The sequence below is a fragment of the Chryseobacterium artocarpi genome (assembly GCF_001684975.1).
Taxonomy (GTDB): domain Bacteria; phylum Bacteroidota; class Bacteroidia; order Flavobacteriales; family Weeksellaceae; genus Chryseobacterium; species Chryseobacterium artocarpi.
Genome location: NZ_MAYH01000034.1, coordinates 551,460 through 577,259 on the forward strand (window position 1 = coordinate 551,460; position 25,800 = coordinate 577,259).

Annotated in this window: 19 protein-coding genes; 5 read left to right on the forward strand and 14 right to left on the reverse strand. The window is 35.7% G+C overall.

What is annotated here, in order from left to right; genetic code table 11:
- Positions 1 to 49: 49 nt before the first annotated feature.
- The 11 genes from BBI01_RS14060 to lpxB form a co-directional block, all read right to left on the reverse strand.
- On the reverse strand, positions 50 to 5,119 hold the full coding sequence (locus tag BBI01_RS14060; protein ID WP_165602252.1) for a fibronectin type III domain-containing protein: 5,070 nt from the start codon (positions 5,117 to 5,119) through the stop codon (positions 50 to 52).
- A gap of 668 nt (positions 5,120 to 5,787) precedes the next feature.
- Positions 5,788 to 6,450, reverse strand: coding sequence for a DUF6048 family protein (locus BBI01_RS14065; RefSeq protein WP_065395279.1), 663 nt, complete (start codon positions 6,448 to 6,450; stop codon positions 5,788 to 5,790).
- Positions 6,416 to 6,865: a DUF6452 family protein gene (locus BBI01_RS14070; RefSeq protein WP_228394010.1), complete on the reverse strand. Its 450-nt coding sequence runs from the start codon at positions 6,863 to 6,865 to the stop codon at positions 6,416 to 6,418. Before BBI01_RS14070 ends, BBI01_RS14065 begins: the two co-directional genes overlap by 35 nt.
- A 53-nt stretch (positions 6,866 to 6,918) precedes the next feature.
- Positions 6,919 to 8,331 carry a 23S rRNA (uracil(1939)-C(5))-methyltransferase RlmD gene (gene rlmD / locus BBI01_RS14075; RefSeq protein WP_065395281.1) on the reverse strand — a complete coding sequence of 471 codons (1,413 nt, stop codon included), beginning with the start codon at positions 8,329 to 8,331 and terminating at the stop codon, positions 6,919 to 6,921.
- 109 nt (positions 8,332 to 8,440) lie between these two features.
- Entirely contained in the window at positions 8,441 to 9,964 is a 1,524-nt protein-coding gene (locus BBI01_RS14080; protein WP_065395282.1) for a TlpA family protein disulfide reductase, read from the reverse strand.
- A gap of 308 nt (positions 9,965 to 10,272) precedes the next feature.
- Entirely contained in the window at positions 10,273 to 11,040 is a 768-nt protein-coding gene (locus tag BBI01_RS14085) for a succinate dehydrogenase/fumarate reductase iron-sulfur subunit (protein ID WP_065395283.1), read from the reverse strand.
- Between the two features lie 24 nt (positions 11,041 to 11,064).
- On the reverse strand, positions 11,065 to 13,077 hold the full coding sequence (locus BBI01_RS14090) for a fumarate reductase/succinate dehydrogenase flavoprotein subunit (RefSeq protein ID WP_065395284.1): 2,013 nt from the start codon (positions 13,075 to 13,077) through the stop codon (positions 11,065 to 11,067).
- 15 nt (positions 13,078 to 13,092) lie between these two features.
- A complete protein-coding gene (locus BBI01_RS14095; RefSeq protein ID WP_065395285.1) occupies positions 13,093 to 13,755 on the reverse strand; it encodes a succinate dehydrogenase cytochrome b subunit in 663 nt (220 codons plus the stop codon).
- 146 nt (positions 13,756 to 13,901) lie between these two features.
- A complete protein-coding gene (locus tag BBI01_RS14100) occupies positions 13,902 to 15,674 on the reverse strand; it encodes a ComEC/Rec2 family competence protein (protein ID WP_228394011.1) in 1,773 nt (590 codons plus the stop codon).
- Positions 15,675 to 15,819: 145 nt separating this feature from the next.
- Positions 15,820 to 16,914 (reverse strand): glycoside hydrolase family 99 protein, encoded by a 1,095-nt coding sequence (locus tag BBI01_RS14105; protein WP_065395287.1) that lies wholly within the window; start codon positions 16,912 to 16,914, stop codon positions 15,820 to 15,822.
- Between the two features lie 35 nt (positions 16,915 to 16,949).
- Positions 16,950 to 18,053 carry a lipid-A-disaccharide synthase gene (gene lpxB, locus BBI01_RS14110; protein WP_065395288.1) on the reverse strand — a complete coding sequence of 368 codons (1,104 nt, stop codon included), beginning with the start codon at positions 18,051 to 18,053 and terminating at the stop codon, positions 16,950 to 16,952.
- 139 nt (positions 18,054 to 18,192) lie between these two features.
- On the opposite strand from lpxB, the gene BBI01_RS14115 reads away from it, so the two are divergent.
- Positions 18,193 to 18,702 (forward strand): DUF2480 family protein, encoded by a 510-nt coding sequence (locus BBI01_RS14115; protein WP_065395289.1) that lies wholly within the window; start codon positions 18,193 to 18,195, stop codon positions 18,700 to 18,702.
- Between the two features lie 115 nt (positions 18,703 to 18,817).
- Complete coding sequence (locus BBI01_RS14120) at positions 18,818 to 19,474, forward strand: DUF937 domain-containing protein (RefSeq protein WP_065395290.1); 657 nt, start codon at positions 18,818 to 18,820, stop codon at positions 19,472 to 19,474.
- Between the two features lie 61 nt (positions 19,475 to 19,535).
- On the opposite strand, the gene BBI01_RS14125 is transcribed toward BBI01_RS14120, so the two are convergent.
- Both BBI01_RS14125 and BBI01_RS14130 read right to left on the reverse strand, forming a co-directional pair.
- On the reverse strand, positions 19,536 to 19,655 hold the full coding sequence (locus BBI01_RS14125; RefSeq protein WP_065395291.1) for a 30S ribosomal protein THX: 120 nt from the start codon (positions 19,653 to 19,655) through the stop codon (positions 19,536 to 19,538).
- Between the two features lie 116 nt (positions 19,656 to 19,771).
- On the reverse strand, positions 19,772 to 21,166 hold the full coding sequence (locus tag BBI01_RS14130) for an MATE family efflux transporter (RefSeq protein WP_065395292.1): 1,395 nt from the start codon (positions 21,164 to 21,166) through the stop codon (positions 19,772 to 19,774).
- A 270-nt stretch (positions 21,167 to 21,436) separates the two neighbouring features.
- Between BBI01_RS14130 and BBI01_RS14135 the strand changes: the two genes are divergently transcribed.
- From BBI01_RS14135 to BBI01_RS14145, 3 genes are all read left to right on the forward strand, one after another.
- Positions 21,437 to 21,796 carry an ankyrin repeat domain-containing protein gene (locus BBI01_RS14135; RefSeq protein ID WP_065395293.1) on the forward strand — a complete coding sequence of 120 codons (360 nt, stop codon included), beginning with the start codon at positions 21,437 to 21,439 and terminating at the stop codon, positions 21,794 to 21,796.
- A 137-nt stretch (positions 21,797 to 21,933) separates the two neighbouring features.
- Complete coding sequence (aspS, locus tag BBI01_RS14140) at positions 21,934 to 23,688, forward strand: aspartate--tRNA ligase (protein ID WP_065395294.1); 1,755 nt, start codon at positions 21,934 to 21,936, stop codon at positions 23,686 to 23,688.
- 60 nt (positions 23,689 to 23,748) lie between these two features.
- Positions 23,749 to 24,291 carry a hypothetical protein gene (locus BBI01_RS14145; RefSeq protein WP_065395295.1) on the forward strand — a complete coding sequence of 181 codons (543 nt, stop codon included), beginning with the start codon at positions 23,749 to 23,751 and terminating at the stop codon, positions 24,289 to 24,291.
- 93 nt (positions 24,292 to 24,384) lie between these two features.
- Here BBI01_RS14145 and BBI01_RS14150 read toward each other — a convergent pair whose 3' ends face one another.
- Positions 24,385 to 25,653, reverse strand: coding sequence for an adenylosuccinate synthase (locus tag BBI01_RS14150; RefSeq protein WP_065395296.1), 1,269 nt, complete (start codon positions 25,651 to 25,653; stop codon positions 24,385 to 24,387).
- Positions 25,654 to 25,800: the final 147 nt, after the last annotated feature.

Below are 25,800 nucleotides of genomic sequence, written 5' to 3' on the forward strand. Positions count from 1 at the left end.
AAAATAAGCCTCCATTTCTGGAGGCTTATTCTATATGAAAGTCTATCTATTATTCTTTGATAAACTTCTTCTGAACGGTATTACCGTTATCATCAATATCGATTACATAAACACCATTTATCAATCTGCTTACATTGATCTGGTTATTAAGTAAGATACCCTCTCCGATAACCTGTCCTGCGGCATTGTAAATTTTATACTTCGCTTTCTTGCTGATATTCTTAACATACAATATTGAGCTTACAGGGTTTGGATAGATCATGATATCCGTCTGATCAAGTGGGTTAGGAACTCCTTTTTTGGAAATTCTTACTGTATAGTCTTCCACTTCTCCGTTATTGAAGTTTGTACAACTTACAGGAACGCCATCTCTTTCCATTGCAACTCTCATTACTACATATTTGTAATCTGTCATACTTACAAATGCATCCGAAGGTACATTGAACTTACCTGATACCGGACTGTCTCTATTTGGTGATGAAGTAAAGATCTTCTCGTTGATATCAAACTCTCCATTTCTGTTGAAGTCGATCCAAACTGAGACTCCTTCATTGTATGTATTTCCTGTCCATTTTTTATCAATGATGATTTCGTTATCTGTTGATCCCTGAATCAATTCGATAAATGTGGCAGGAACTCCTGTATAGTCTGTATACGTTGATGCTCCTGAAGCATTTTCCATTTTTGGCTTGCCATTCGGAATAACGGTTACTTTAGAAATATGTTCCCCGGTAGAACTTCCTGATGCCACTTTACAGTAAATTACTGTTGGCGTTGTAAAGTAGTAAGGTGGGGTATAATTCCCTGGTGTTCCGCTACAGATATTAACTACCTGCATTTCGTATTTAGTCATTTCTGTAAGACCGTTCAATATAACAGTATTTACAGGGGTTTGTACTTCTGTCCAGCTTGGAATACCTACTTTTCTGTATCTAAGAACATAGGTTGCTCCCGGGAAAGGATCCCATTTGATCTCTGCCATTGTTGGCAACAATTGAGTAATTGTCAAGCCCGGAGGTGCAATCTGGCAGATTCTTTCCGTTGTAAATACTTTAGGATTAGAGAATGGATTTAAATCAGGATCTCCATTACACTGATTGGCAATCATTACCTCATAGGTGGTATATGGCTCTAAAGGAACCACACTTCCTAATACATAAGTATTGGCTGGAGATGCTGGTAAAGCGATATCTGCATTTGGCCATCCAGTCACTCCTACCTTTCTCCATCTCAATGTGTAAGTAGAACTTGCTGCAAGTGGTGACCAAGTAATTAAGGCTGTCGTTGGAGTTATACTACTTACAGTCACATTTGGAGGCGTAGGATCACATCTCGTTGTGAATGTCTTAATTGCTGTAGGAGTACCAAGTGCTCCTCCACAAACTGCTGAAACCTGAACTTCATAAGTGGTAGCAGATTCCAATCCACTGATTGTAAGCGGAGATGTAGCTGTATATAAATCTATCCATGTAAGATCTCCTAATTTTCTGTATTGTACACGATAAGTAGTAGCACCACTAAGAACAACATCTACAGAATTGTGAGTAAGCGTTGCAAGAGGGAATGTAGGTGCATTTGGAATCGTTGTACCACATGTTCTGATTCTTACTGCATAGTCTTCTACTTCTCCATCAATAGCATTTGCACATGCCGTAGGAATAGATGATGAACGTTTTAGTACAACTCTCATCGTAGTAGTATAAGGACCTGTATATGCATTTGTAGGAACGTTAAATTGCGCCGAAACCGGTGTAACTGTACTTCCTGCAATACCAAGAATTCTTTCTGTTGCATTATCAAATACTCCATCTCTGTTAAAATCTATCCATGCTGCAACAGCATCATTACCTGTGGATCCGTTCCATCCTTTTGCTACAGAAATCTTATTGTTCTGAGATCCCGCATCCAAAGTAATAAGTGTCGCAGGAGTTGTATAACTTGTGTAGTTATTCTGTCCTGTATTATTACTCATTGGAGGTGTTCCAAGGTTAGCAGAAGTAATTGTTACATTAGAAATATGGTCATTATCACCACTACCTGTTACCGGGCAATACTGTAATGGTAAAGTTGTAAATGGTGTAGGTGTAGACCATGATCCAAAGCTACCTGTACATTTTACAGAGATTCTCACTTCATATTGAGTCTGCTCTTTTAAAGGAGGTGTAGCTGGTACAGTATAAACGTTACCTGGAGCAGGTACCGGATTTACCGTTTGCCAAGCTCCACCTGGTAATTCTCTGTATTGTATCTGATATGTAGCACCTGTAGCAGCTATCCAAGAGAAAGTAGCACTCTTATCTGTAATGTTTGAAACAGTAATAGCCGGAGGTGTCGTAGAACATGTGGGCTGATCAATCAATTTCACAGCATAATCTTCTACTTCACCAGTTGCAATTGGTCCGCATGATGAAGGAATTCCACTTTTCATCATAGCCACACGCATACGGGTAAGAAGTGTTCCTGTATATGTTGCAGCATTCGGAGGAAGTGCTATTGAGAAAGTATTTGTTGCGTTTGAAACAGGAGTTGTTGTGCTACTTGAGGAAGTAATCATTTGCTCACTAGCTTCAAAGACTCCGTTTCTGTTCAGGTCAATCCATACTGCTACACCATAGCTGGTTGAAGAACCAGGCCAGAACTTAGTAACAGTTATTTTATTGTTATCAGTACCTCTGATAAAAGTTACTTGTCTTGTAGGATCAGCTGTATAATCTTTATACCCGTCATATCCTGAATTACTTACCATTAATGGTCCATTTGTAGGAGTAACTACTACTTTGGAAATATATCCATCTGCTGTAGTTGCTGTAGGAACATTAGTACAATATGTTAACGCTGGTGTTGTAAAGTTTACACTTGGAGAAAATGCACCTTGAGTACCTTGACATTTAGTAGCAATCTGAACTTCGTAGTTAGTGCCATCAGTCAAGTTAGGAATAGTATAACTACTAGTCACAGGTGTATTTAAAGTAATTGGTGCAGACCAAGCACCTGCTCCTACAACTCTATATTGCAGAACATAAGTAGCTCCCAAAGATGGTGTCCAAGTAACTAGTGCAGTACTTGCTGTAACATTAGAAACTGCAATATTTAAAGGAGGTGCTGTTGTACAATTTTGCAATTGTACTCCGGAAAGTAACAACCTAGGAATATTGGATTCTCTACTATAAGCACTTGGAGGATTAGCAGGATCAGGATTCGTTGAATCAGCACGGTACATAATACCTCTATTTGCCCCCGCATTATAAGCTCCCCATGAAGCAGTACTACCTCCATAGTCAGGTGAGTTTTCGTCTACAGCAATAACAAGATTACTTACTCCGTCCCATACAAAAGGTGTTGCTAACTGAATTGTCACCCAACTTCCAGCTGTCATTGTAGGAATTGTTCCTGCAAATGACTGAGTAAGGTTAGATACAGGGATCCAATCAGTAATAGATGCAAAACTAGTTTTGGTAGTGTTTCCTAAATAAACTACCCAATCATTATATGCAGATTGAGGAGAAGCAACGGTTTCATTATAAAACTTAATCTGAGTAATTTGCATAGGAGTATTACCACCTAATGCTGCTGTTAATTCAGCTGCGGTATAAAGTTGCTGTGAGTAGTTATATTCATAATAAGAATTAACAGGAAGCATAGTTGAGGTTCCTACGCCAGTTCCTATCTGCCCCGGAACAAATCTAGGTCCTGCTACCCAAGCACTTTTATCTGTTGCCGTACATACCCCTCTTACCCACCAGTAATATGTAGCTCCTGTAGTTAAAGGAGAGATTGTTGCTGTTGTTCCTGTTGGAACCACCTGAGAAGGAGGTGTTCCTGCCACAGGAGGTGTATTTGTTGTACTATAAAAAATCTCATATCCCATTGCAGGAGCAGGAGTAGGTGCATTCCAGTTAAGAACCGCGCTCGTCTGTGTTACTGTTCCTACTGTTAACGTAGAAGCTGTCAAAGGAATACATGTAGGAGGAGTTGTAAAACTTCTTGGTCCCGACCATGTACTTTGATCTGTTGCACTACATCTTGCTCTCACCCAAGCATAATATGTTGTATTAGGAATTAGGGGTGAAAGAGTTGCAGTTGTTCCCCCGGGTACATTTTGTTGAGGTATAGATGTACCTGTAGGAGCAGTATTACTTGTACTGTAATAAATATCAAATCCACCAGCTGGTGTATGAGTATAGGCAGTCCAGTTTAATATAGCTGTTGTCGCCGTTAAAGTTCCCATTGTTAACGTTCCTCCCGTTGGCATTGCCGGACATGTAGCCGGTGTACTGAAAGAGATTGGTCCAGACCAAATACTTTGCTCTGTTCCACTACATTTTGCTCTTACCCATACATAATATGTACTTAAAGGAGTTAAAGGTGAAAGTGTAGCTGTTGTCCCTGTTGCAACCGTTTGTGTTGGTGGCGTTGCAGCATCTGGGGCAGTATTGGTTGTACTATAGTAAATTTCATAACCCATTGCAGGGGCAGGAGTAGGTGCTGTCCAACTAATTACAGCATTAGTCGCTGTTACTGCTCCCAAACTTATTGCACCCGATGGTAAACATCCAGTAGCTGAGGCAAATGTTAATTGAACATTTGGTCTTTGCCCATTAAGACTTAAGTTATTAGTAGCTCCTGGCGGAGTACTATCTTTTTGTAAATACAAATGTTTATTCGCATTAGTTGAATAGGTAAAAGAACCTCCGGTACTTCCTGTACCCGCACCAGTTCCACCAAAATTGGTTTCAACCATCACCATAAGGTTATCAGCTCCGTTATAATAATAAGGAGTTTGTAATGCTATGGTATTCCATCCAACTGTTATATTATTTACAGTTCCATCATATACCAAAACGGCTCCTGTAGTTAAAGTTGGCCAGCTTTGGGCTGTAAGAGCTGTTGTTGAACTTGGTACAGATTTAAGATATACTTTCACAGGAATATTTACAGTTACTGCTGCTGTGGCATTCCACGCAACAGACTGAACACTTCCGGAAGCACCGATTTCTGCAGACGTATAAAGTCCTGCAGATCGCTCATACCCATAGTAAGTTCCTAAAGGATAGATCTGAGTACTGGTCCCAGCACCAATGGTAACTGTTTGTGCCTGCATGGACAGTCCGACGACCATACAGAGCAATGCAATGAGCACCTTAAAAGGCCGGCTCATTTTACAGAGTAAAAGTCCACTCATATTTTTCTTAATTTAATAATGATAACGATAATAAAAGAATTATAGTATTTTCAGTTTAAAGATGTTAAAATAGAATTCAGAAACATCTTATTTTACAGTTTATCTGTAGTAAAAAAGTAATTTCATTCCATAGGCTAATATTTTAATAATTACACAAATCTAATCATTTTTTCATTATAATACATTTATTAAAATGATTTTTTGAAAAAATTAAACATCAACACATCATACAATTAAAAATAAAATAATCCAAAGAAAACCTAAGGATTATTTACTATTTAAACGTATTCTTATCTTTTAATGAATTTAAAACTTTCTGAAATACTACTATATTTTATAGCAATAATATAGTAGTATTTTAACAACATACCCGTATTTACATTATTACTGTCAACCCAAATAATTTTATATATTTACCCTTCAAAATAACCTATTAAAAAGATTAATATAGAAATAATTCATTAACTTTTAATATATCACAATTTACATTCTCACTAATAAGATTGAAATCTTTATTCTACTCCATTCCGATAAAAAAAACTAATTTTTAAATAAAAAAATAACCCCAGAAAATTCTGAGGTTATAGTATATTAATTTATATGATCTAAAACTTATAAGCTATATTCCAAGCAAAGCCCATATTAAATTTTGAGGAACTTTTTCCAAATCCAGGAATAATCATCGGAGAGATATCATCCTGCTTAGAAGTATACACCCAATAACGAGGCTGAAGATTTACATCAATATAGAAATTGGATTCAAAAAGCTGTACTCTACCTCCAATTGTTCCTTCCAACCAAAAAGAAGATTGTGAAGAAGAAGGAAATGCCACCGAAGAGTTACTTCCACCAAACCCACGAACCGGAATTGCCATATATTCCTGATTATAAAATGATCCGGCAACCTTTCCTCCGGCATAAAACCCATTAAACTCGTTTTCAGGATCTTTTGCAAGCATATAAAATGCCCCCAGTTTCACAAAGGGACCGCTTGCCTTAGCATCGTAACCATTCTTTTGATAGACATTTTTCTCAAATCCAGCTTCAGCAATTGCATGAAGATTTCCCTTTATCTTTGAAGAGATAAATCCTTGATATAATTTTCTATCTGAGAAAAAACCTACTCCGGTATTCAGGACATCAAGCCCTACCATAAAGTTTGGCTCGTATTTCAGTTGCTCCTTTTTCTCGGCTCCTTTCTTATCTTGTGCCCAGCCTATTATTCCTAATAAACTAAAAAACAAGGTATAGATTAGTCTTGTCTTCATTTTCTATTTGATTTTGTCCTGCTTCCAATTTAACAACAGGAGTAGTATTTATTAATTCTGAGGTTAAATTCTCATAAGACTTCTTCATACCGCACCCCGGAGACACATAAGTAGCTTTAGTCGTATAATTAATCCTTACTTTAGACTCAGGTCCTTTAATTGATCTCTTAAAATAAACATCCGTATAAGGTGATTCATCTACTCGTAAAGGAAAAAGCTTGGATTCAATTTTTTTATCCCATCCTAATTCAACCTTTCCCGAACCATAATCTACAGATACAAGCAATGAATCAAGCGTCATCACTTTACCGTCTGTAGACCTGAAAGCAACTTTCATTCTGGGAGTTCCTTCACCGCTTTCACAGATGTCATCATCTCCGCCACAGGAAAAGAACATCCCGACAAAACAGAGCATTATGAGAAATTTAAAGTACTTCATATTAAGATTTGAATTCAAATTTAATTAAATTATTTTTTAATCAGCAAGGCAATGTTTTCCACATGGTGAGTTTGCGGAAACATATCGACAGGTAAAATTTTCACCAATGTGTAATGATCTTTCATTAAAGCAAGATCTCTTGCCTGCGTTGCAGAATTACAACTTACATAAACGACTTTCTCAGGAGAAAGCTTTAAAATTTGCTCTACAACTTTCTGGTGCATACCATCTCTTGGTGGATCGGTAATTAGGACGTCAGCTTTTGGATGGTTTTCCAAAAACTCATCGTTAAAGACATTTTTCATATCTCCACAATAGAAAGTTGTATTGGTAAGACCATTTAATTCAGCATGTGCAATGGCTGCATCAATAGCTTCCTGAACAGATTCTATCCCAATAACCTGCTTAGCGTTTCTTGCTACATATTGAGCAATGGTTCCTGTTCCTGTATACAGATCATAAACAACTTCATTACCTTTCAGATCTGCAAATTCCAATGTTTTTCTATATAACTCTAATGCTTGCTTATAATTTGTCTGGAAGAATGATTTTGGTCCGATTTTAAACTGCAATCCGTCCATCTCTTCCATTAAATACCCTTCACCATGATAGACATTAATATCCAAATCATAAATAGAATCATTTTGTTTTGGATTAATGGCATACACTAACGTTTTGATTTGCGGGAATTTCTCTAATAAGAATTGGAAAAGTTTTTCTCTGTTTTCTTTCTCCTCTCTGTAAAGCTGGAAAAGAACCATCCATTCACCTTTAGAGTTTTGTCTCATCATTAAGGTTCTAAGGAATCCTTCCTGATTTCTTACATCAAAGAAATCCAATCCGTTTTTAACACCATATTCTTTTACAGCCAGTCTGATCGCATTAGATGGATCTTCCTGAAGGAAACATTCTTTAAGATCTAAAATCTTGCTCCACATTCCTGGAATATGGAATCCTAATGCATCTTTGCTTCCAAAGTTTTCCTCTGAACTGATTTCATATTGGGTAAGCCATCTTGCATTAGAGAAAGAGAACTCCATTTTGTTTCTATAAAAATACTGTTCTTCAGAACCTAAAATTGGAAGGGTTTCGAAATCTTCAATACCACCAATTCTTTTGATATTGTTATATACTTCTTCCTGTTTAAAATCAAGCTGCTTTTCGTAAGTCATATTCTGCCACTTGCATCCTCCGCAAGTTCCAAAATGAACACATTTAGGTTCAGCTCTAAAAGGAGATTTTTCTAAAACCTCTACCGCTTCTCCTTCATAATATTTCGACTTTGCTTTTTTAACTCTTACATTTACCAGATCACCAGGTATTGCCCCGGAAACCAATACAGTTTTACCATCTTCAGTTTTACCGATAGCCACTCCTTTTGCTCCGGCAGTCAAAAGTTTTATATTTTCAAGAACTAAATTTTTCTTATTCTTTCTGCTCATTCTAAAATTTTCTATTTTTCTAATCGAAACTTGAAAAGTTTCATTTTGCAAAAATACAATAAAAAAAAACCTTATCCGAGGATAAGGTTCTGATCTATATTAAAGTTTATTATTTCGCTTGAGCTGGTTGAGGTCCTGCAGGCTGTGGAGCTGTTGGGTCAATTTGCAGTTGTGGTTGCATTGCCGGATCAACTTTTGGTGCAGAAAGACCTGTTAATTTGTCTAAAATTGTTACCAATTCCTGTTCTCCAAGATTCACAAAAGATCTACTAGCAATCTTACCATCTTTGTCAATGATTACAAAACAAGGTAATTTAAATCCATATACACCATATTTTTTAGCAATATCAGATTCCATACCTCCTTCTCCGTAAACATTTACCCCCTGAATTCCTTTCAATAAAGAATTGCTTGTTTTTGTAAACTGATCTTTAGTATCGTCTACATTTACAAATACAAAGTTCATTTTAGATTTGTAGAAGTTCACTACTTCTTTCAACACAGGAACAGTAGCCTCACCAATGTATGGATTCCATGATGCATAGAAAAATAACATATAAGGTTTTCCTTTGTTTTCAGAAAGCTTGTAAGCTTTACCATCTTGCTTTACTAAAGAAGCTTCAGGAGCCGCTTCACCAATTTTAAGACCGGTAATTGCTACCTGCATCTTTAAAAGATCACTTTTAATAGTAGCATCCTTGATGTCTGTATCAATTAATTTTTTGATTTTATCAATATTCTGAGCCGAAGTTTTTGGGTGAATATCAGCCTGAGCCATTACAAATGCTAAAAGGTAATCTTTTGCTGTCTGAGAAAGATCTTTTTTAGTTCCTAAATATTTAGCAAACATTTCTGAAGTTGTAATATCAGTTTTTCCTTTGCTGTTCGCTTCAGCATATTTTTGGAAATCAGGAGTCATTTTTACAAGCAGATACTGTCTGTATAATGGGATTGTCTTCACCATTGATTCTTTATCGCTATCTAATTGAGCCTGATAATCTGTTAAAGCTTTAGAAGCCTTATAAGCTGGATTTCCAGCCATTGGTCCATGAGACATTTCATAGTTAGCAAGTAGATTAAGAATAGTTACTTTTGTGTCATTCTTCTTCCACTCTAAAAGGCTTTTGCTTGGGTTATGCTTCTTTGCAAGATCTTCTACACTTTTGTTGATATCTGCTTCTACTTTACGCATCCCTTTTACAAATGCAGCTTCATCACCAGCCATTAGCTGTCCTAAATTAATTTTATTTCCATAGTCACCTAAAAACTTCTGACTTGCTGTAAGGAAATCATTGTTGTTTTTAGCATCACCAGTAATCAAATATTCATTCGGGAAAGTAGCTCCGTTACCGGAAATATTAATTTTTTGTCCTTTTTCAAGATAAATTAGGTTCTGCTTGTTAGCATAATTGATCACATACATTCCATCTTTAGGAGCATCAAAGCTTCCTGAAAAATTACCATCTTTATCTACACCTATATTAATTAAAGGCAGGGTTCCTACTCCTGAGGCTTCTACAAATTCAATTCTTTCTAATGGTGAGCCTCCAGTAATTTTTCCTTTTACCTCTACTTTTTTTGAACAAGACATCACGAAAACCGCGATGATAAACAATAAAAGATATTTTTTCATTTCAATTTTAATATTACACAAAAATACGCTTTTTAGCGTTTCTTAATTCACAGTGATTATTTTTTTTAAAAATTTTATTACGCCGATGAAAAGGGACATTCAATCAAATCATTTATCAATTTTTCAATGCTAAAAAGATAACTGAAATACAAACACCCAATACAGTTCAAGAGCCCTCAAATATATACTTATTAAATAAAGAAAGCATAAAGTCTGATAATAAGTTAACAAACTTTAACAACTTCTCATTTATCTCAACAAAAAACGCCTCCAAAATGGAGGCGTTTTTTATGTATTTGGAATCAATTCTATCCTTGATCTACAAGAGCAGCCATGTATTCTCTGTTCATTCTTGCGATATTTTCAAGAGAAATACCTTTAGGGCACTCTATTTCACAAGCACCTGTATTTGAACAGTTACCGAATCCTTCTTCATCCATAGCTTTCACCATGTTCAGAACTCTTCTCTTAGCTTCTACTCTACCTTGTGGAAGTAATGCATACTGAGAAACCTTAGCTCCTACGAATAGCATTGCAGAACCGTTTTTACATGTCGCTACACACGCTCCACATCCGATACAAGCAGCTGCATCCATTGCTTTGTCTGCATCTTCTTTAGGAACCGGAATTGCGTTAGCATCCAATGTATTTCCTGAAGTGTTTACAGAAATGAAACCACCAGCAGCCATTACTCTGTCGAATGCGCTTCTGTCTACCATTAAGTCTTTAATAACAGGGAAAGCAGCACTTCTCCAAGGTTCAATAACGATCGTCTCACCATCTTTAAACATTCTCATGTGAAGCTGACAAGTAGTAATACCTGTATCAGGACCATGAGCTCTACCATTGATGTAAAGAGAACACATACCACAGATTCCTTCACGACAGTCGTGATCGAAAGCGATAGGTTCTTTTCCTTCGTTAATTAAATTTTCGTTCAGTATATCCAACATCTCCAAGAATGAAGAATCTGTAGATACATCTGATATTTTGTAGGTCTCAAACTGACCTTTAGTTTTACTATTTTTTTGTCTCCAAATTTTCAGCGTAAGATGTAAGCCTTTTTTTGCACTCATAATGTTATATTTATAGGTTGGAGATTATTTATAACTTCTAGTTTTAACCTCGATGTTCTCGTAGATCAGTTCTTCTTTATGCAACACTTCTGCGTTGATATCCGGTCCCTGATATTCCCAAGCTCCAACGTATTTGAAGTTTACGTCGTCTCTTTCCGCTTCTCCATCTGGAGTTGCGTGGTCCCAACGGAAGTGTCCACCACAAGACTCTTCTCTGTTAAGTGCATCGATAGCCATTAATTGTCCTAATTCAAGGAAGTCTGCCACTCTGAATGCCTTTTCAAGCTCAGTGTTCATTCCATCTCCCTCTCCAGGAACTTTTACATTTTTCCAGAAATCGTTTCTTACTTCTTCGATTTCTTTGATAGCTTCTTTTAATCCTTCTGGAGTTCTACCCATACCTACCTTATTCCACATAATGTGTCCTAGTTTCTTGTGGAAGTGGTCTACTGAATGAGTTCCTTTATTATTGATGAAGAAATCAACTTTATCTTTAATTCCTTTTTCAGCTTCGTCAAACGCTGCTGAGTTCGTAGGAATTGCTCCTGTTCTGATATCGGCAGAAAGGTAATCTGCAATCGTGTAAGGAAGTACGAAATATCCGTCTGCAAGACCTTGCATCAATGCAGATGCTCCAAGTCTGTTCGCTCCGTGATCAGAGAAGTTAGCTTCACCGATTACGAAACATCCCGGAATTGTAGACTGAAGGTTATAATCAACCCATACACCACCCATTGTATAGTGAACTGCAGGATAAATCTTCATTGGAGTTTTGTAAGGATCATCAGCAGTAATCTTTTCGTACATTACGAATAAGTTACCGTATTTCTCCTCAACCCAGCTCTTACCAAGGTCATAGATTTGCTGATCTGTAGGATTGTGAATATGTTTTTCGATAGCGGCTTCTTTACCCTTTTTCATGATCTCTGTAGAGAAATCCAGGTAAACCCCTTCCTGAGTATCATTATTTTCGATTCCGTATCCAGCATCACATCTTTCTTTAGCTGCCCTTGAAGCAACGTCTCTCGGTACAAGGTTACCGAATGCAGGATATCTTCTTTCTAAATAGTAATCTCTATCTTCTTCTTTAATGTTTTCAGGTCTTAATTTACCTTCTCTGATCGCTACTGAATCTTCAATCTTTTTAGGAACCCAGATTCTTCCTGAGTTTCTTAATGATTCAGACATCAAAGTCAGTTTAGACTGCTGAGTTCCGTGAACCGGAATACAAGTAGGGTGAATCTGTACGTAGCAAGGGTTTGCGAAGTAAGCACCTTTTTTGTGAATTTTCCAAGCCGCAGAAACGTTAGATCCCATTGCGTTGGTAGAAAGGAAATATACGTTTCCGTATCCTCCTGAAGCGATAACTACTGCGTGTGCAGAGTGTCTTTCGATTTCACCTGTTACAAGGTTTCTAGCAATAATTCCTCTTGCTTTTCCGTCAACAATTACAAGGTCAAGCATTTCATGACGGTTGTACATCTTGATTCTTCCTTTACCGATCTGACGGCTCATTGAAGAATATGCCCCTAATAGTAACTGTTGTCCTGTTTGTCCTTTTGCGTAGAATGTTCTTTTTACCTGAACCCCACCAAATGAACGGTTATCTAGCTGACCTCCGTAATCTCTACCGAAAGGAACTCCCTGAGAAACACACTGGTCAATAATATTTGCAGAAACTTCAGCTAATCTGTAAACGTTTGCCTCTCTTGCTCTATAGTCACCACCTTTGATGGTATCGTAGAACAATCTGTATGTAGAGTCACCATCTCCCTGGTAATTCTTAGCTGCGTTAATACCTCCCTGAGCTGCAATAGAGTGAGCTCTTCTAGGAGAATCCTGGTAGCAGAACGCTTTTACGTTGTATCCTTGCTCAGCTAAAGTAGCTGCAGCAGAACCTCCTGCCAAACCTGTACCTACAACAATAATATCAATCTTATCTCTGTTGTTTGGTGCAACAAGGTTCATATGGTCTTTATGATTTTTCCACTTGTCTTTAAGAGGACCCGCTGGAATTCTTGAATCTAATTTACTCATACTAGTATATTGATATTATTGAGTTATAAAATGATAAACTGCCACGATGATAAATCCTGCCGGAATAAGGATAGAATACCATTTTCCGAAAGCTTTAATCACTGGCGTATACTTTGGATGTCTTGCTCCAATAGATTGGAATGAAGACTGGAATCCGTGAGCTAAGTGTAAGCCCAATAGTACAAAAGAGATCACATATAAAGCGACTCTCCAAAGGTCAGCAAACTTCTCATGAAGCTCTGGCCAGAAACGTTCTGAATCAGGAGCTATTCCCTCTACATACTTATAGTTGATTTCATGTAACCAGAAATCATATAAGTGAAGCGCCAGGAAAGCCAACACAACTGCCCCTGAAATAATCATATTTCTGGACATCCATGAAGAGTTTACAGCAGCATTGTTTGATGCATACTTTACTGGACGCGCTTTATTATTCTTGATCTCCAATACAAATCCCATTGCAAAATGGAAAATTACTGCAAAACCAAGAATAGGCTGCATTAAGAACTGCACAAAAGGATTATAGCCCATAAACTCAGATGCTGTATTGAAAGCATCCCTGTTCAGGACTGATAACAAATTGGTTGTCAAATGCAGTATAAGAAAAATCAGCAAAAACATAGCTGATAATGCCATAGCGTATTTTCTACCTATCGTAGAACTCGTTAAACCTGCCATATAAGTTTAAATTTGAATTTCCCACAAAATTAAGAAATGTTAACAATATCGAAAAGTGAGAAATCTCACAATTAGACAGTTTGTAATCTTTCTAAATAAGAGCTTTACACGTTATAGATAAAGGAAAGTCAAAAATTTGAAAATCATTATTTCAGATCATAAGCCTTACCTTGAAAAACCATTTTTTGCATAGACTTGGGAATCATTTTTATTTCAAAATAATCCACTCTTCTTGAGGAACAATACGGCATAACAATAAACCGTACAATCTTTTCCCTGTCTGCAATATCCGAGATCCAAAAACACACCGCATTTCCTTTTTTAATAGAGAATACCTTCTGTTTATTAAACGTATGAAACAACACTTCTTCTTTCTGATTTTCAATCACATTACATCCAACTCTTATCATAAAAAACATAAAAACTGCGATTGTCAAATTCATTGAATTTTTGAAGTTAAATTTTAAAATCATTCCTCTCAGAAAATAAACAACCACAGATATAGAAATTACTTCTGTGAGATTCATCGGAATATTTTCAATAAATAAAAAATCTACCTCAGCAAACCAATGAATAACTTTTAAAAGAACCTGAATAACAAAATCATAAACTGCATCTATCCAATTAAAATCCAGTCCAAAACCAATTAAAACAGTCATTAGAAATGAAAATACGATGATCATTTCAGAAAAAGGAACAATAATAAAATTGGCAATGATTGAAATCAAAGAAAACTGATGAAAATAATACAATACCAAAGGGAGTGTTGCCAGCTGTGCAGACAAGGATATGGTAACGGTATTAAAAATCAGCTTTTTAAAATAATTATCCTGTTTTGGAAAATATTTCAGAAGAGGTTGGTTAAGCCAGAAAATCCCCAATACAGCAACAAAACTTAACTGAAATCCTACATCAAAAAGCTGCTGGGTATCTAAGATCAGAATAATAAATGCAGACAGTGCTAAAGAATGAAGTAAATCAGGCTTCCGTTGAAGCAAAACAAATATGAAATACACCGTCAGCATTATACAAGACCTTAGAACTGAGTTTCCGAATCCAATGAATAAAGCAAATAACCAAATAAAGCTTAAACTCAAAACAACTGAATATTTTCTAAACCTCAAAGGAATAAACCGAATCATCAAAAAGTAAAAAATCCCGAAAATAACAACAATATGAGTTCCTGAAATAGCCAGAAAATGAATCAAGCCCGCCCTGTTAAAATCTTTTAAAGTATCAGCATCCATCTCAGTTCTGTCGGCAAGAATAATTCCTTTTAAAAACTCCCTGGTTTTTGCTGTCATCTCTGCATTATCAATTTTCCAGAGAACATTCAATCTATTTTGTCTGAGCTTATTTCTAAAATCCAGCACGCTTTGTTTTGCTACGGAAATTTCATTTGAAATAAAAATCTGACAATCAATATTTTTACGTTTCAAATATCGAGCATAATTAAATTGGTAAGTATATTGAGGTGATACAGGTTTCGTTATATACGATTCAGCTTTGTAATAATGCTTAAAATCGAGTTCTTTATGATCTGCCGGAATATAAAAAATTGAATTAAAACTGTTTTTTCCGACCTCTGCTATTCCTTCATATTTTTTATATTTTTCTGTTGAATTGAGCTTCTGGGATATTTTAAAAACAACTATTTCTTTTTTATTCACAGCAATATTAGCCTTTTGATAAACTTTATTATAAAAATGAAGAATCACTCCCAAACCAAAAAACATTACTCCAAGCAGAATTACCTTGGTTCTGTATAAAAAATAGGTAGTAAAAAATATGGAAATTAATATACCGAGAACAACAATAGCTACACCATAGATGTATTCTTTTTCTAATAGAAAATTATCCTGAAAAAAAATTCCAAGAATAAAACATATAGCTAAGATCAGTAGAGGTTGTCTATTCAATTTCAATCATTTGTATCAGCAAAATAGGAAATTGAACAATCATTTACTATCACTGTAGCTACTAAATAAAACACCCTGTAAACCTTAAAAAGATCAACAGGGCGCTTATTTTTTTGCTATAAAACTGAGTTTACACGAAAAAGTATTACCTTCCTTTCAGAAACTTATCCGTCAAACGTTTTGTTTCTTTGATATACATCCATTGATCTTTTCCATAATCTTCGTAGATAAAATTGTCTATTTTTTTGGGAATTGCAGGCTCTATCTGTGTACCTTCATGCCATTCATTAAATGAAGTAATTCCTATAAATTCAGGATTCACTTTAATAGCAGCATCAAACATTTTTTCATAATATTTACCATTATCCCTGCTTTTAAAATTCGCTTCATTCCATGGTCTGATTCTAGTATCTGAATACCCCGGACCCACGCAAGGAATAAAAATAAGATGATGATCTTTTGCATATTGAGCCATATCTTTCCAGTTGGAAGTCGTACTTCCAAACACAAAACCTTCACTGGCAAAGTAAGTGTAGAACCCATCGAATCTTGACTTATCAAAAAACGCTGAATCATTTTTTTCTACCCATAGCCCGATATACAATGCATCAAGTTTCGTATTACGTACTGTTTTTTCACCATTTTCGGAAAGTAATTTTGACCATTCTTCCGGAGCTATTTTATAACTGTCATATACATAATACACAGGCTTTCCATCTTTTTTGTAAAATGCCGGATGCTGAGAATATGTTGTAACAAGATAAGAAAGCTGATCTCTAAGTTCAGTAACCGTTTTATAGAAAGGCTCTATGTGAAAGGCTATTTTCAAATTAAAGCGTTGTGCAATATCCAGATACTGCATCACACTTTTATCTGTAAAAGAATCTTTTCCCAACCAGCTTATCACCACAACACCCACTCCTGAATCCTTCATCATCTGCATGTGTTTCTCTATGATCCTTTTGTCATTAGAACTATAATTTCCTAATGCCGGATAAAAATTAGCGCCAATATCATCTCCTCCTTTATAATGTCCAAGATTATTCCATTTCGGATTGTTCCAGTGCGGAATGATTTCATGGTTCCAATGCTGCAGACTTCCATCTGTTTGTAGATTTCCATACCATCCATAATAAAATATCTGAACTTTATCCCTTAAAGCTGTCTCCTTTTGGGCAAAGGTTTTTGAGAAAGAAAGTGTACATATCAGTATTAACAGAAAGTTCTTTAAATGTTTCATTTCAATACAGGAATTAAAATTTCAGGGAAAATTTTTCAGACTTTTAAAATAACCTCAGCTGCATGATCACTGGCTCCTTTCCCACCAAGTTTTTCTCTTAAAAGGCTGTAATCATTCAATACCTGTTCTCTTTTTGCCCCATCAAGAATATGAGTAAGCTCTTGTACAAGATTTTTGGTATTCAGATCACCCTGGATCAGTTCTTTTACTACTTCCCTGTCCATAATTAAATTCACTAAAGAAATATAATTGATATTCTTCACCAGTCTTTTGGCAATGGCATAAGAGACAGCGCTTCCACGATAGCAAACGACCTCAGGAATATTTAATAAAGCGGTTTCCAAAGTAGCGGTTCCGGAAGTCACCAAAGCAGCTTTTGAACATCTCAGTAAATCATAAGTTCTGTTGGAAACAAAATGTACATTGTCATCCACGTATTTCTGGTAGAATTCTTTGGGAAGACTTGGTGCGCCTGCAATCACAAACTGATAGTCTTTAAAATGTGGTCTTACAGAAAGCATAATTTCCAGCATTTTCTCCACTTCCTGTTTCCTTGATCCTGGTAAAAGAGCAATGATTTCTTTTTCATTCAATCCGTTTTCCGCCTTGAATGTCTCAATATTTATTTCCTGTAAATCTGATATAGCATCAAGCAAAGGATGCCCTACGAAATGAGAATGCACCCCATGTTTTCTATAAAAATCTTCTTCAAACGGAAGAATCACCATCATCTCATCCACATATTTTTTGATAATTTCAACTCTTCCTTCTTTCCAAGCCCAAAGCTGTGGAGAAATATAGTAAATGACTTTAATTCCCAGTTCTTTCGCAAACTTGGCAATCCTTAGATTGAATCCCGGATAATCTACCAAGATTAAAACATCCGGTTTATTATTCAGAATATCTTGCTTGCAAAATTTAATATTGTTTAAAATGGTTCGTAAATTCATCACTACTTCAAGAAATCCCATAAAAGCGAGATCCCGATAATGTTTTACCAAAGTTCCGCCTTGCTTTTCCATAAGATCACCGCCCCAAAATCTAAATTCGACATGAGGATCCTTTTGTTTAAGAGCTTTCATTAAATTGCTTCCGTGCAGATCACCAGAAGCTTCACCTGCGATAATGTAATATTTCATTTCTTCCGAAATCTTTATTATTGTTTAAACAGCCACCTGAAACGTTACTGAATCATGGGTGGTTTCTATGGTAAGGATAGAGAACAAATTAATATATATTGATCTTAATTCGTAAATTTGTTCAAAGATAATGATAAAAATGTCAGAAGAATTTGAAATCAGAAATAAAGTTGCGGAAAGCGGTCTTATAAATTTTGACCTTACGACTCTGCTTCCAAAAGGCTTGAGAAAAGGTATTGACCTTAAAGATTTTCTTTTCCAGGAAATGATCCTAAAGGAAAAAGATTTCCGTGAAAAAGTAGAAGCCATCAATGTTGAAGACTACAAAGATTCCTATATCTATATTTACAATTCTGTAGATACAATTATTCCACTTTGGGCTTATTTTGTACTGACAGCAAAGCTTACTGATGTTGCTAAAAAGATTGTATTCGGAAATCGTGAAGATCTGGAAGTTATCCTGATGCATAATGCAATCCAAACTTATGACTTTGAGGACATGAGGGGAAAAAGAGTTTTGGTAAAAGGCTGTTCGGATAAAGAGATTCCTGAAAACGCTTATATAGAATTGGTAGAACAATTAAAACCTCTTGTAAAATCTCTGATGTTTGGAGAAGCTTGTTCTAACGTCCCTATTATAAAGAATTAAGATAAAATATACTCAGGAGTAAGGTTGAAAACTTTAACAATAATTATGAACCTGAAATATTTTGTCAGGCATATTTTTTGATAACTTTGATTCAATTAATATTAGAATAAACACAATGAGCTTAATCGACCTACTTACAGGGAACACAAGCAACCAAGTTGCTGAACAGGCTGAAAACAAATTTGGAATCAGTAGAAATCAAGTCATTGCCTTATTGGCAGTAGCTACTCCTCTTATCATTTCTTACCTTAGAAATAAATCTCAGGATGCAAAAGAAGCAGAAGCTTTGAACAGTGCATTAGATAAAGATCACAACGGAAGTATCCTGAACGATCCTTCACAAATCGAAGCCAGACAAGCTGAAGGCGGATCTATTCTTGATCATATTTTTGGTGGACAAAAAAGTTCTGTTGAGAACCAATTATCACAAAATACAGGAATTTCAATCGATAAAATTGGTCCTATTCTGGCAATGTTAGCCCCAGTGGTAATGGGATATATCGGACAACAGAAACAACAAAGTAATGTAGGAGCAGGTGGTTTAGGAGATCTTTTAGGAGGAATTCTTGGAAATGCATCTAATCAGGCTCAGACTCAGCAGTCAAATCCTTTGAATGATATTTTAGGAAGCGTTTTAGGTGGTGGACAATCTCAGGCATCAGGCGGAAATCCTTTAAATGACATATTAGGAAGTGTACTTGGTGGTGGCGGAAACCAACAACAGCAAGGAGGCGGATTAGGAAGCATCCTTGGAAATATTTTTGGAAAATAATTAGTTTAATTTTTTATAAAAAAAAGACCGAAGAGTATTTCTTTGGTCTTTTTTATTGATCTTACTTTTTAGATTTTTCTTCTGCTGCTACAAAAGACTTTGAAGCTTTTTTAGGTCTTCTTTTTCCATAGCTTCCGGAATTAATCTTACCTCTTCTTGATTTTTTGTCTCCTTTTCCCATAGTAATAAGTATTTGTTGTTACTACGAATTTAGGAAATACACCATTAAAACACAACGAATTAAGCTGTTAAAGTTTTATAAATGTACGTTGAAAGCAAAAAGCTATAGACTGGAAATTATACCTGAACAGTTTTCCACTTTCCTTTTTTAAACAGAATAAAAGCAATTACAGTAATCAAAGTCTCTGCTGCCGGAATCGAAATAAAAACACCTTTTGGTCCCATTTCCAGATATTTCGAAAGAAAATACGCCAAAGGAATCTGAAATAACCAGAATCCGAAAAGATTCACCCAGGTAGGCGTCCATGTATCTCCTGCTCCATTGAATGCATTGATCATGACCATTCCTATTCCATAAAAAATAAACCCTACACTCATAATATGCAGTGCATTTTTAGCAAAGTCCTTGATCTCCGTTTCCTGAGTAAAGAAACTTACCAGGAAATCACCTAAGACCAGAAATATTAAACTCACGATCAACATGAAGATTACATTATACTTTACAGTCTTCATTACAGATTGTTCTGCTCTTACCATTTCATTGGCTCCCATATTCTGTCCTACCAATGTAGAAGCCGCATTACTCAATCCCCAGGCAGGAAGCATAAAGAACATCATTAACCGTAATGCTGTCTGATAACCTGCAGAAGCATTTTCCCCTCCTGTAGTCGCTACTAATTCTGCCAGAAAAATCCAGCTGCATGAAGCAATGACAAACTGAAAAATCCCAGGGGTTGCAATTTTTACAATGGATTTTATCAGCTCAAAATGAGGTTTAAAATAAGTCATCCTGATACGGATAAGAGTATCTGCCACTAAAAGATGATACAATTGATACACAACCCCGATACTTCGTCCTATCGTTGTCGCCAATGCAGCTCCCGTAAGCCCCATTGCCGGAACTGGTCCTAAACCTTTGATCAAAATTGGACAAAGGATAATGTTTGCAATATTGGCAATCCATAAACTTTTCATCGCTATCATTGCATTTCCGGCACCTCTGAAAATTCCGTTAATAAGAAACAACAGCATAATAATAGTGCTGCTTCCCATCATAATTCTTGTAAAATCTTTTCCATAGGCTGCGGCTTCAGGCTTTGATCCCATAAGAATTAAAATTTCTTCAGCATAAACAACTCCAAAGACACTCAGAATAAAAGTGATGATAAATGAAACCAATAGAACCTGTGCCGCACTTCTGGAAGCCTGTTCCGGATTTTTCTCACCAATTCTTCGAGCCACAAGAGCAGTAGCTGCCATGCTCATTCCAATTGCAATGGAATACATAATGGAAAGTACAGATTCTGTAAGTCCCACGGTCTGAATTGCAAATCCACTTTCTTTTAAATGACCTACAAAATATAGATCTACCAGAGCAAATACGGACTCCATAGCCATTTCCAGCATCATTGGTATCGCAAGAAGCAGAACAGCACTTCTGATATTTACTTTCGTAAAGTCAGTTTCTTCACCACTGAAAGCTTTTTTAATGAAGTCAATATATTTTGTCATGATTTTCAATTTTCGTTTAACAAAAGTATTGATTCAAAACCAATTAAAAATTGGCATATGAAAAGTTTTAAAAAGAAATCTGACAAGTAATTGAAATGGGTAAACTTTAGAATTAAAACCGTTCAATATGCTCATTCTAATCTTCCATATTTTGATATATTTTGTAAACTATTTATATAATTCTTAAATTAAAATCCCAATTATTGATGATAACTTATCAATTGATCATAAAAATTAATTAGATTTGTATATTCTAAAAAAATAATTCTTATGAAAAAAATAACCTCTACAATTTTTCTGTTTGGAATTTTAGCATCTGCCAATATGCTTTCTGCTCAAATTATGACACAGGAGAAAATGAAAGCTATCCATACTGATGATGTAGCAATATTTAAAAAACATTTTGCACCAGGGGATTATAACAAATGTTTCGCCGTAGGATCAGCATCATATTCACCACTAGGATTCAGTGCTTCTGCGGGGAAAAATAATATTATAAAGTTTCTTTTAGACAACAAAGCACAGGTTAATAAAAAATGTCAAAACATGACCCCTTTTGAAATTGCGGAAAGCGGAAAAAATCAAAAGACGAAAGATTTATTACTTTCAAGAGGTGGTAACAGAGACTAAAAAGATCTAAAAACAATATTCAAACTTCCGAAAGGAAGTTTTTTTTATTTATAAAACCTGCAAAAATCTTATCTTTGCAAACGAAAAATTCAAGGTTCGGAAAAGAACCTTAAACATTGAACTTTAAACAAATAATTATGTTTCGATCACACACAAACGGAGAGCTTTCTCTAAAGAATCTGAATGAAGAAGTTACACTATCAGGATGGGTACAGACTATCCGTGATAAAGGATTTATGATTTGGGTAGATCTTCGAGATCGTTACGGAATTACCCAGCTGGTATTTGACCAGGAGCGTTCTTCAGCACAATTGATGGAAGAAGCTAAAAAACTAGGTCGTGAATTTGTAATTCAGGCTACCGGAAAAGTAATTGAGAGAGTAAGTAAAAATCCTAATATTCCTACAGGAGAAATTGAAATTTTAGTTGAAAAGCTAACCATCCTGAATGATTCTCAGCTTCCCCCTTTCACAATTGAAGATGAAACGGATGGTGGTGAGGAATTAAGAATGAAATATCGTTACCTGGATATCAGAAGAAATCCGGTAAAAGATAAATTGATTTTCCGTCATAAAATGGCTCAGAAGGTAAGAAATTACTTATCTGATGAAGGTTTTATTGAAGTGGAAACTCCTGTTTTAATTAAATCTACACCTGAAGGAGCAAGAGACTTTGTGGTTCCAAGCAGAATGAACCCAGGGCAGTTTTATGCATTGCCACAGTCTCCACAGACTTTCAAACAGCTTTTGATGGTGGGTGGAATGGATAAATATTTCCAGATTGTAAAATGTTTCCGTGATGAGGATTTAAGAGCAGACAGACAGCCTGAATTTACACAAATCGACTGTGAGATGGCGTTTGTAGAGCAGGAAGATGTAATGAATGTTTTCGAAGGAATGACTAAAACTCTTATTAAAGATATTACAGGTCAGGAATTCGGAGCTTTCCCAAGAATGACTTTCGCTGATGCGATGAGAAAATACGGAAACGACAAACCGGACATCCGTTTCGGAATGGAATTCGTAGAGCTTAACGAATTGGTAAAAGGAAAAGACTTTAAAATATTTGATGAAGCAGAATTAGTTGTCGGAATTAATGTAGAAGGATGTGCAGATTACACAAGAAAACAAATCGACGAGCTTGTGGATTGGGTGAAACGTCCGCAGATTGGAGCTTCAGGAATGGTTTGGGCTAAATTCCAGAATGACGGAGTGAAAACCTCATCAGTTAACAAATTCTATAACGAAGAAGATTTAGCGAAGATTATTGAAAAATTCGGAGCAAAAGAAGGAGACTTAATGTTGATTCTTTCCGGAAACGAAAATAAAGTAAGAGCTCAGCTTTCTGCTTTAAGAATGGAGCTTGGAAACCGTTTAGGATTAAGAAAAGGAAACGAATTTGCACCACTTTGGGTTGTTGATTTCCCTCTATTGGAATGGGATGAAGATACTCAAAGATACCACGCAATGCACCACCCTTTCACCTCTCCAAAAACTGAAGATATTCACTTATTGGAAACCGATCCGGGTAAAGCGAGAGCTAACGCTTATGATATGGTATTGAACGGAAACGAAATCGGAGGTGGATCTATCAGAATTTTTGACAAAGATCTTCAATCCAAAATGTTTGATTTATTAGGTTTCACAAAAGAAGAGGCAGAGGCTCAGTTTGGATTCTTAATGAATGCGTTCAAGTACGGTGCACCACCACACGGTGGTTTAGCATTCGGATTTGACCGTTTAGTGGCTATTCTTGATGGAAATGAAGTGATCAGAGATTATATTGCATTCCCTAAGAACAATTCCGGACGTGATGTGATGATTGATGCTCCGGCTTCCATTGCTGATGCACAGCTCGATGAATTAGAGTTAAAATTAAATTTAAAAGCATAAATTTAAAGCGGGGTATTTACTCCGCTTTTTTATATCTAAACTAATAAACAAAACATAACCATGAACGAAGAGGTACTTACGTACAACACCCCTAATTCCGAAAAAATTTTAAGGAAAATCCATTATTACGAATTTACAAGAGCTTGGAAAAAGAATCTGAATAAGAATAAAAAGAACCTCATGTGGGGAATCATTTATATTTTATTGGCAGCTTATATGCTATTTTATAAAAAGTATTTCGGATTATTTTTCTTAGGTTTTGGATTATTTTATATTTTCTCTTATATCAATTATATCGTTGTTTATCAAAAGCGTAAAAAAGAGTTCAATGAATCGCTCAACAAGGAAATTGAAGAATTTAATTTAAATCCTAAAGATGTTATATGGGAATTTACACCAGAGTACTTTAAATTCTTAAATTATAAATCTGAATTTAAATTTAATTGGGATTCTATTACTTATTCAATTCTAGACAATCAGTTTATATATATAACAGCCATGCCTTCGTTACACTTTATTCTAGATAAGGCAAACATTGATGATAATAATTATAATAAAACTATAGCGTATCTTAATAACAAATCAAAGGCAAAAGAGCTTTAAGTTCAGTTTTTATTAATTACAATACAAATTAAAAAAGCGAGGAATTTACCTCGCTTTTTTAATTTATTCTCAATTTTAATATTAACAAAAAGATTATTTCATTTTCAAAATCTCCTCTCTTCCCGGTCCTATAGAAAGATACCCCACCGGAACGCCTAATTCTGTTTCCAGAAAAGAAAGAAAATCTGTTAATTCTTTCGGAAGCTCAGAAGATTCTTTAATTGATGAGAAATCTTCATTCCAGCCATCCAGCCATTTTAATACTGGTTTAGCGTTTTCAGGAAGCACTGCTGCTGTTGTTTCAATAGCTCCGCCTTCCAATTCATAATGTGTACAGACTGCTACTGATTTCAGTCCGCTTAAAACATCTGCTTTCGTCAGTACCAATTGAGTAACTCCATTGATCATTACAGCATATCGTAAAGCCGGAAGATCCAGCCAGCCTATTCTTCTTGGGCGTCCTGTATTGGATCCAAATTCATTTCCTTTGATTCTCAACTCATCACCTAATTCATCAAAAAGTTCTGTAGGAAATTCTCCATTTCCGACTCTTGTACAGTAGGCTTTTGCAATTCCAAAGACCTCACCTATCTTTTTCGGTGAAATACCTAAGCCGCTACATGCTCCTGAAGCCGTGGTAGAAGACGATGTTACATAAGGATAAGTTCCATGATCAATATCCAGCATTGCCGCTTGGGAACCTTCTGCCAATATTGTTTTTCCTTCCATCAAAGCTTTATTTAAAAAGAGTTCGGTTTCTGTACAATTAAACTGTTTTAAAAACTCTACAGCATCAAAGAATTCTTCACATAAAGCTTCGAAGTCTGGTAACTTCATTCCACCATCTGCAAGAAACTGATAATCTCTCACCAAAATATGTTCTACTCTTTCTTTAAAATCCGGAAAGTACATATCCCCGATTCTTACATTTTGTCTTAAAATTTTATTTGAATATGCCTGAGCAATTCCATTCTTTGTGGTTCCTATCGTAGTATAAGCAGGATTTTTTTCCATGTAAACATCCAAAAGCTTATGAGTAGGCAATACAAAGTGAGCCTTTTTAGAAATAATCAGATTTTTTGCAGGCTGAATAGCTTCGTCAAATACCTGAAGATTTAAAATTTCCTTTTTGAAACTTACAGGATCAAGAACAGTTCCTGTACCGATGATATTCTGAACACCTTCCATAAATATCCCGGAAGGAATCATTTTAAGTGTAATTCTTCTATCATTTCTCTTAATACTGTGCCCAGCATTAGCTCCGCCATTAAAACGTGCTGCAATGTCATAATTCTCGCTGATAAGGTCAATAAACTTTCCTTTTCCCTCATCTCCCCATTGAAGTCCTAATACGATGTCCATATAATTATTTTATAATGCAAAGCTAGGTTGGTTTTAAAAGGAGACCATTGCCATTTGACAAAAACGTGTCTGTATGAATGTATAACGTAGATATTTATTAATCTAGATTTAATTTTAAATGGGTTCTTGAATATGGATTTTAGGTTT

Bases quoted from the DNA above. Each gene is read 5' to 3' on its own strand.
- BBI01_RS14060 (WP_165602252.1), bottom strand. From the start codon at position 5,119: ATGGTCGTCGGACTGTCCATGCAGGCACAAACAGTTACCATTGGTGCT.
- BBI01_RS14065 (WP_065395279.1), bottom strand. From the start codon at position 6,450: ATGAAGACAAGACTAATCTATACCTTGTTTTTTAGTTTATTAGGAATA.
- BBI01_RS14070 (WP_228394010.1), bottom strand. From the start codon at position 6,865: ATGCTCTGTTTTGTCGGGATGTTCTTTTCCTGTGGCGGAGATGATGAC.
- rlmD (WP_065395281.1), bottom strand. From the start codon at position 8,331: ATGAGCAGAAAGAATAAGAAAAATTTAGTTCTTGAAAATATAAAACTT.
- BBI01_RS14080 (WP_065395282.1), bottom strand. From the start codon at position 9,964: ATGAAAAAATATCTTTTATTGTTTATCATCGCGGTTTTCGTGATGTCT.
- BBI01_RS14085 (WP_065395283.1), bottom strand. From the start codon at position 11,040: ATGAGTGCAAAAAAAGGCTTACATCTTACGCTGAAAATTTGGAGACAA.
- BBI01_RS14090 (WP_065395284.1), bottom strand. From the start codon at position 13,077: ATGAGTAAATTAGATTCAAGAATTCCAGCGGGTCCTCTTAAAGACAAG.
- BBI01_RS14095 (WP_065395285.1), bottom strand. From the start codon at position 13,755: ATGGCAGGTTTAACGAGTTCTACGATAGGTAGAAAATACGCTATGGCA.
- BBI01_RS14105 (WP_065395287.1), bottom strand. From the start codon at position 16,914: ATGAAACATTTAAAGAACTTTCTGTTAATACTGATATGTACACTTTCT.
- lpxB (WP_065395288.1), bottom strand. From the start codon at position 18,053: ATGAAATATTACATTATCGCAGGTGAAGCTTCTGGTGATCTGCACGGA.
- BBI01_RS14115 (WP_065395289.1), top strand. From the start codon at position 18,193: ATGTCAGAAGAATTTGAAATCAGAAATAAAGTTGCGGAAAGCGGTCTT.
- BBI01_RS14120 (WP_065395290.1), top strand. From the start codon at position 18,818: ATGAGCTTAATCGACCTACTTACAGGGAACACAAGCAACCAAGTTGCT.
- BBI01_RS14125 (WP_065395291.1), bottom strand. From the start codon at position 19,655: ATGGGAAAAGGAGACAAAAAATCAAGAAGAGGTAAGATTAATTCCGGA.
- BBI01_RS14130 (WP_065395292.1), bottom strand. From the start codon at position 21,166: ATGACAAAATATATTGACTTCATTAAAAAAGCTTTCAGTGGTGAAGAA.
- BBI01_RS14135 (WP_065395293.1), top strand. From the start codon at position 21,437: ATGAAAAAAATAACCTCTACAATTTTTCTGTTTGGAATTTTAGCATCT.
- aspS (WP_065395294.1), top strand. From the start codon at position 21,934: ATGTTTCGATCACACACAAACGGAGAGCTTTCTCTAAAGAATCTGAAT.
- BBI01_RS14145 (WP_065395295.1), top strand. From the start codon at position 23,749: ATGAACGAAGAGGTACTTACGTACAACACCCCTAATTCCGAAAAAATT.
- BBI01_RS14150 (WP_065395296.1), bottom strand. From the start codon at position 25,653: ATGGACATCGTATTAGGACTTCAATGGGGAGATGAGGGAAAAGGAAAG.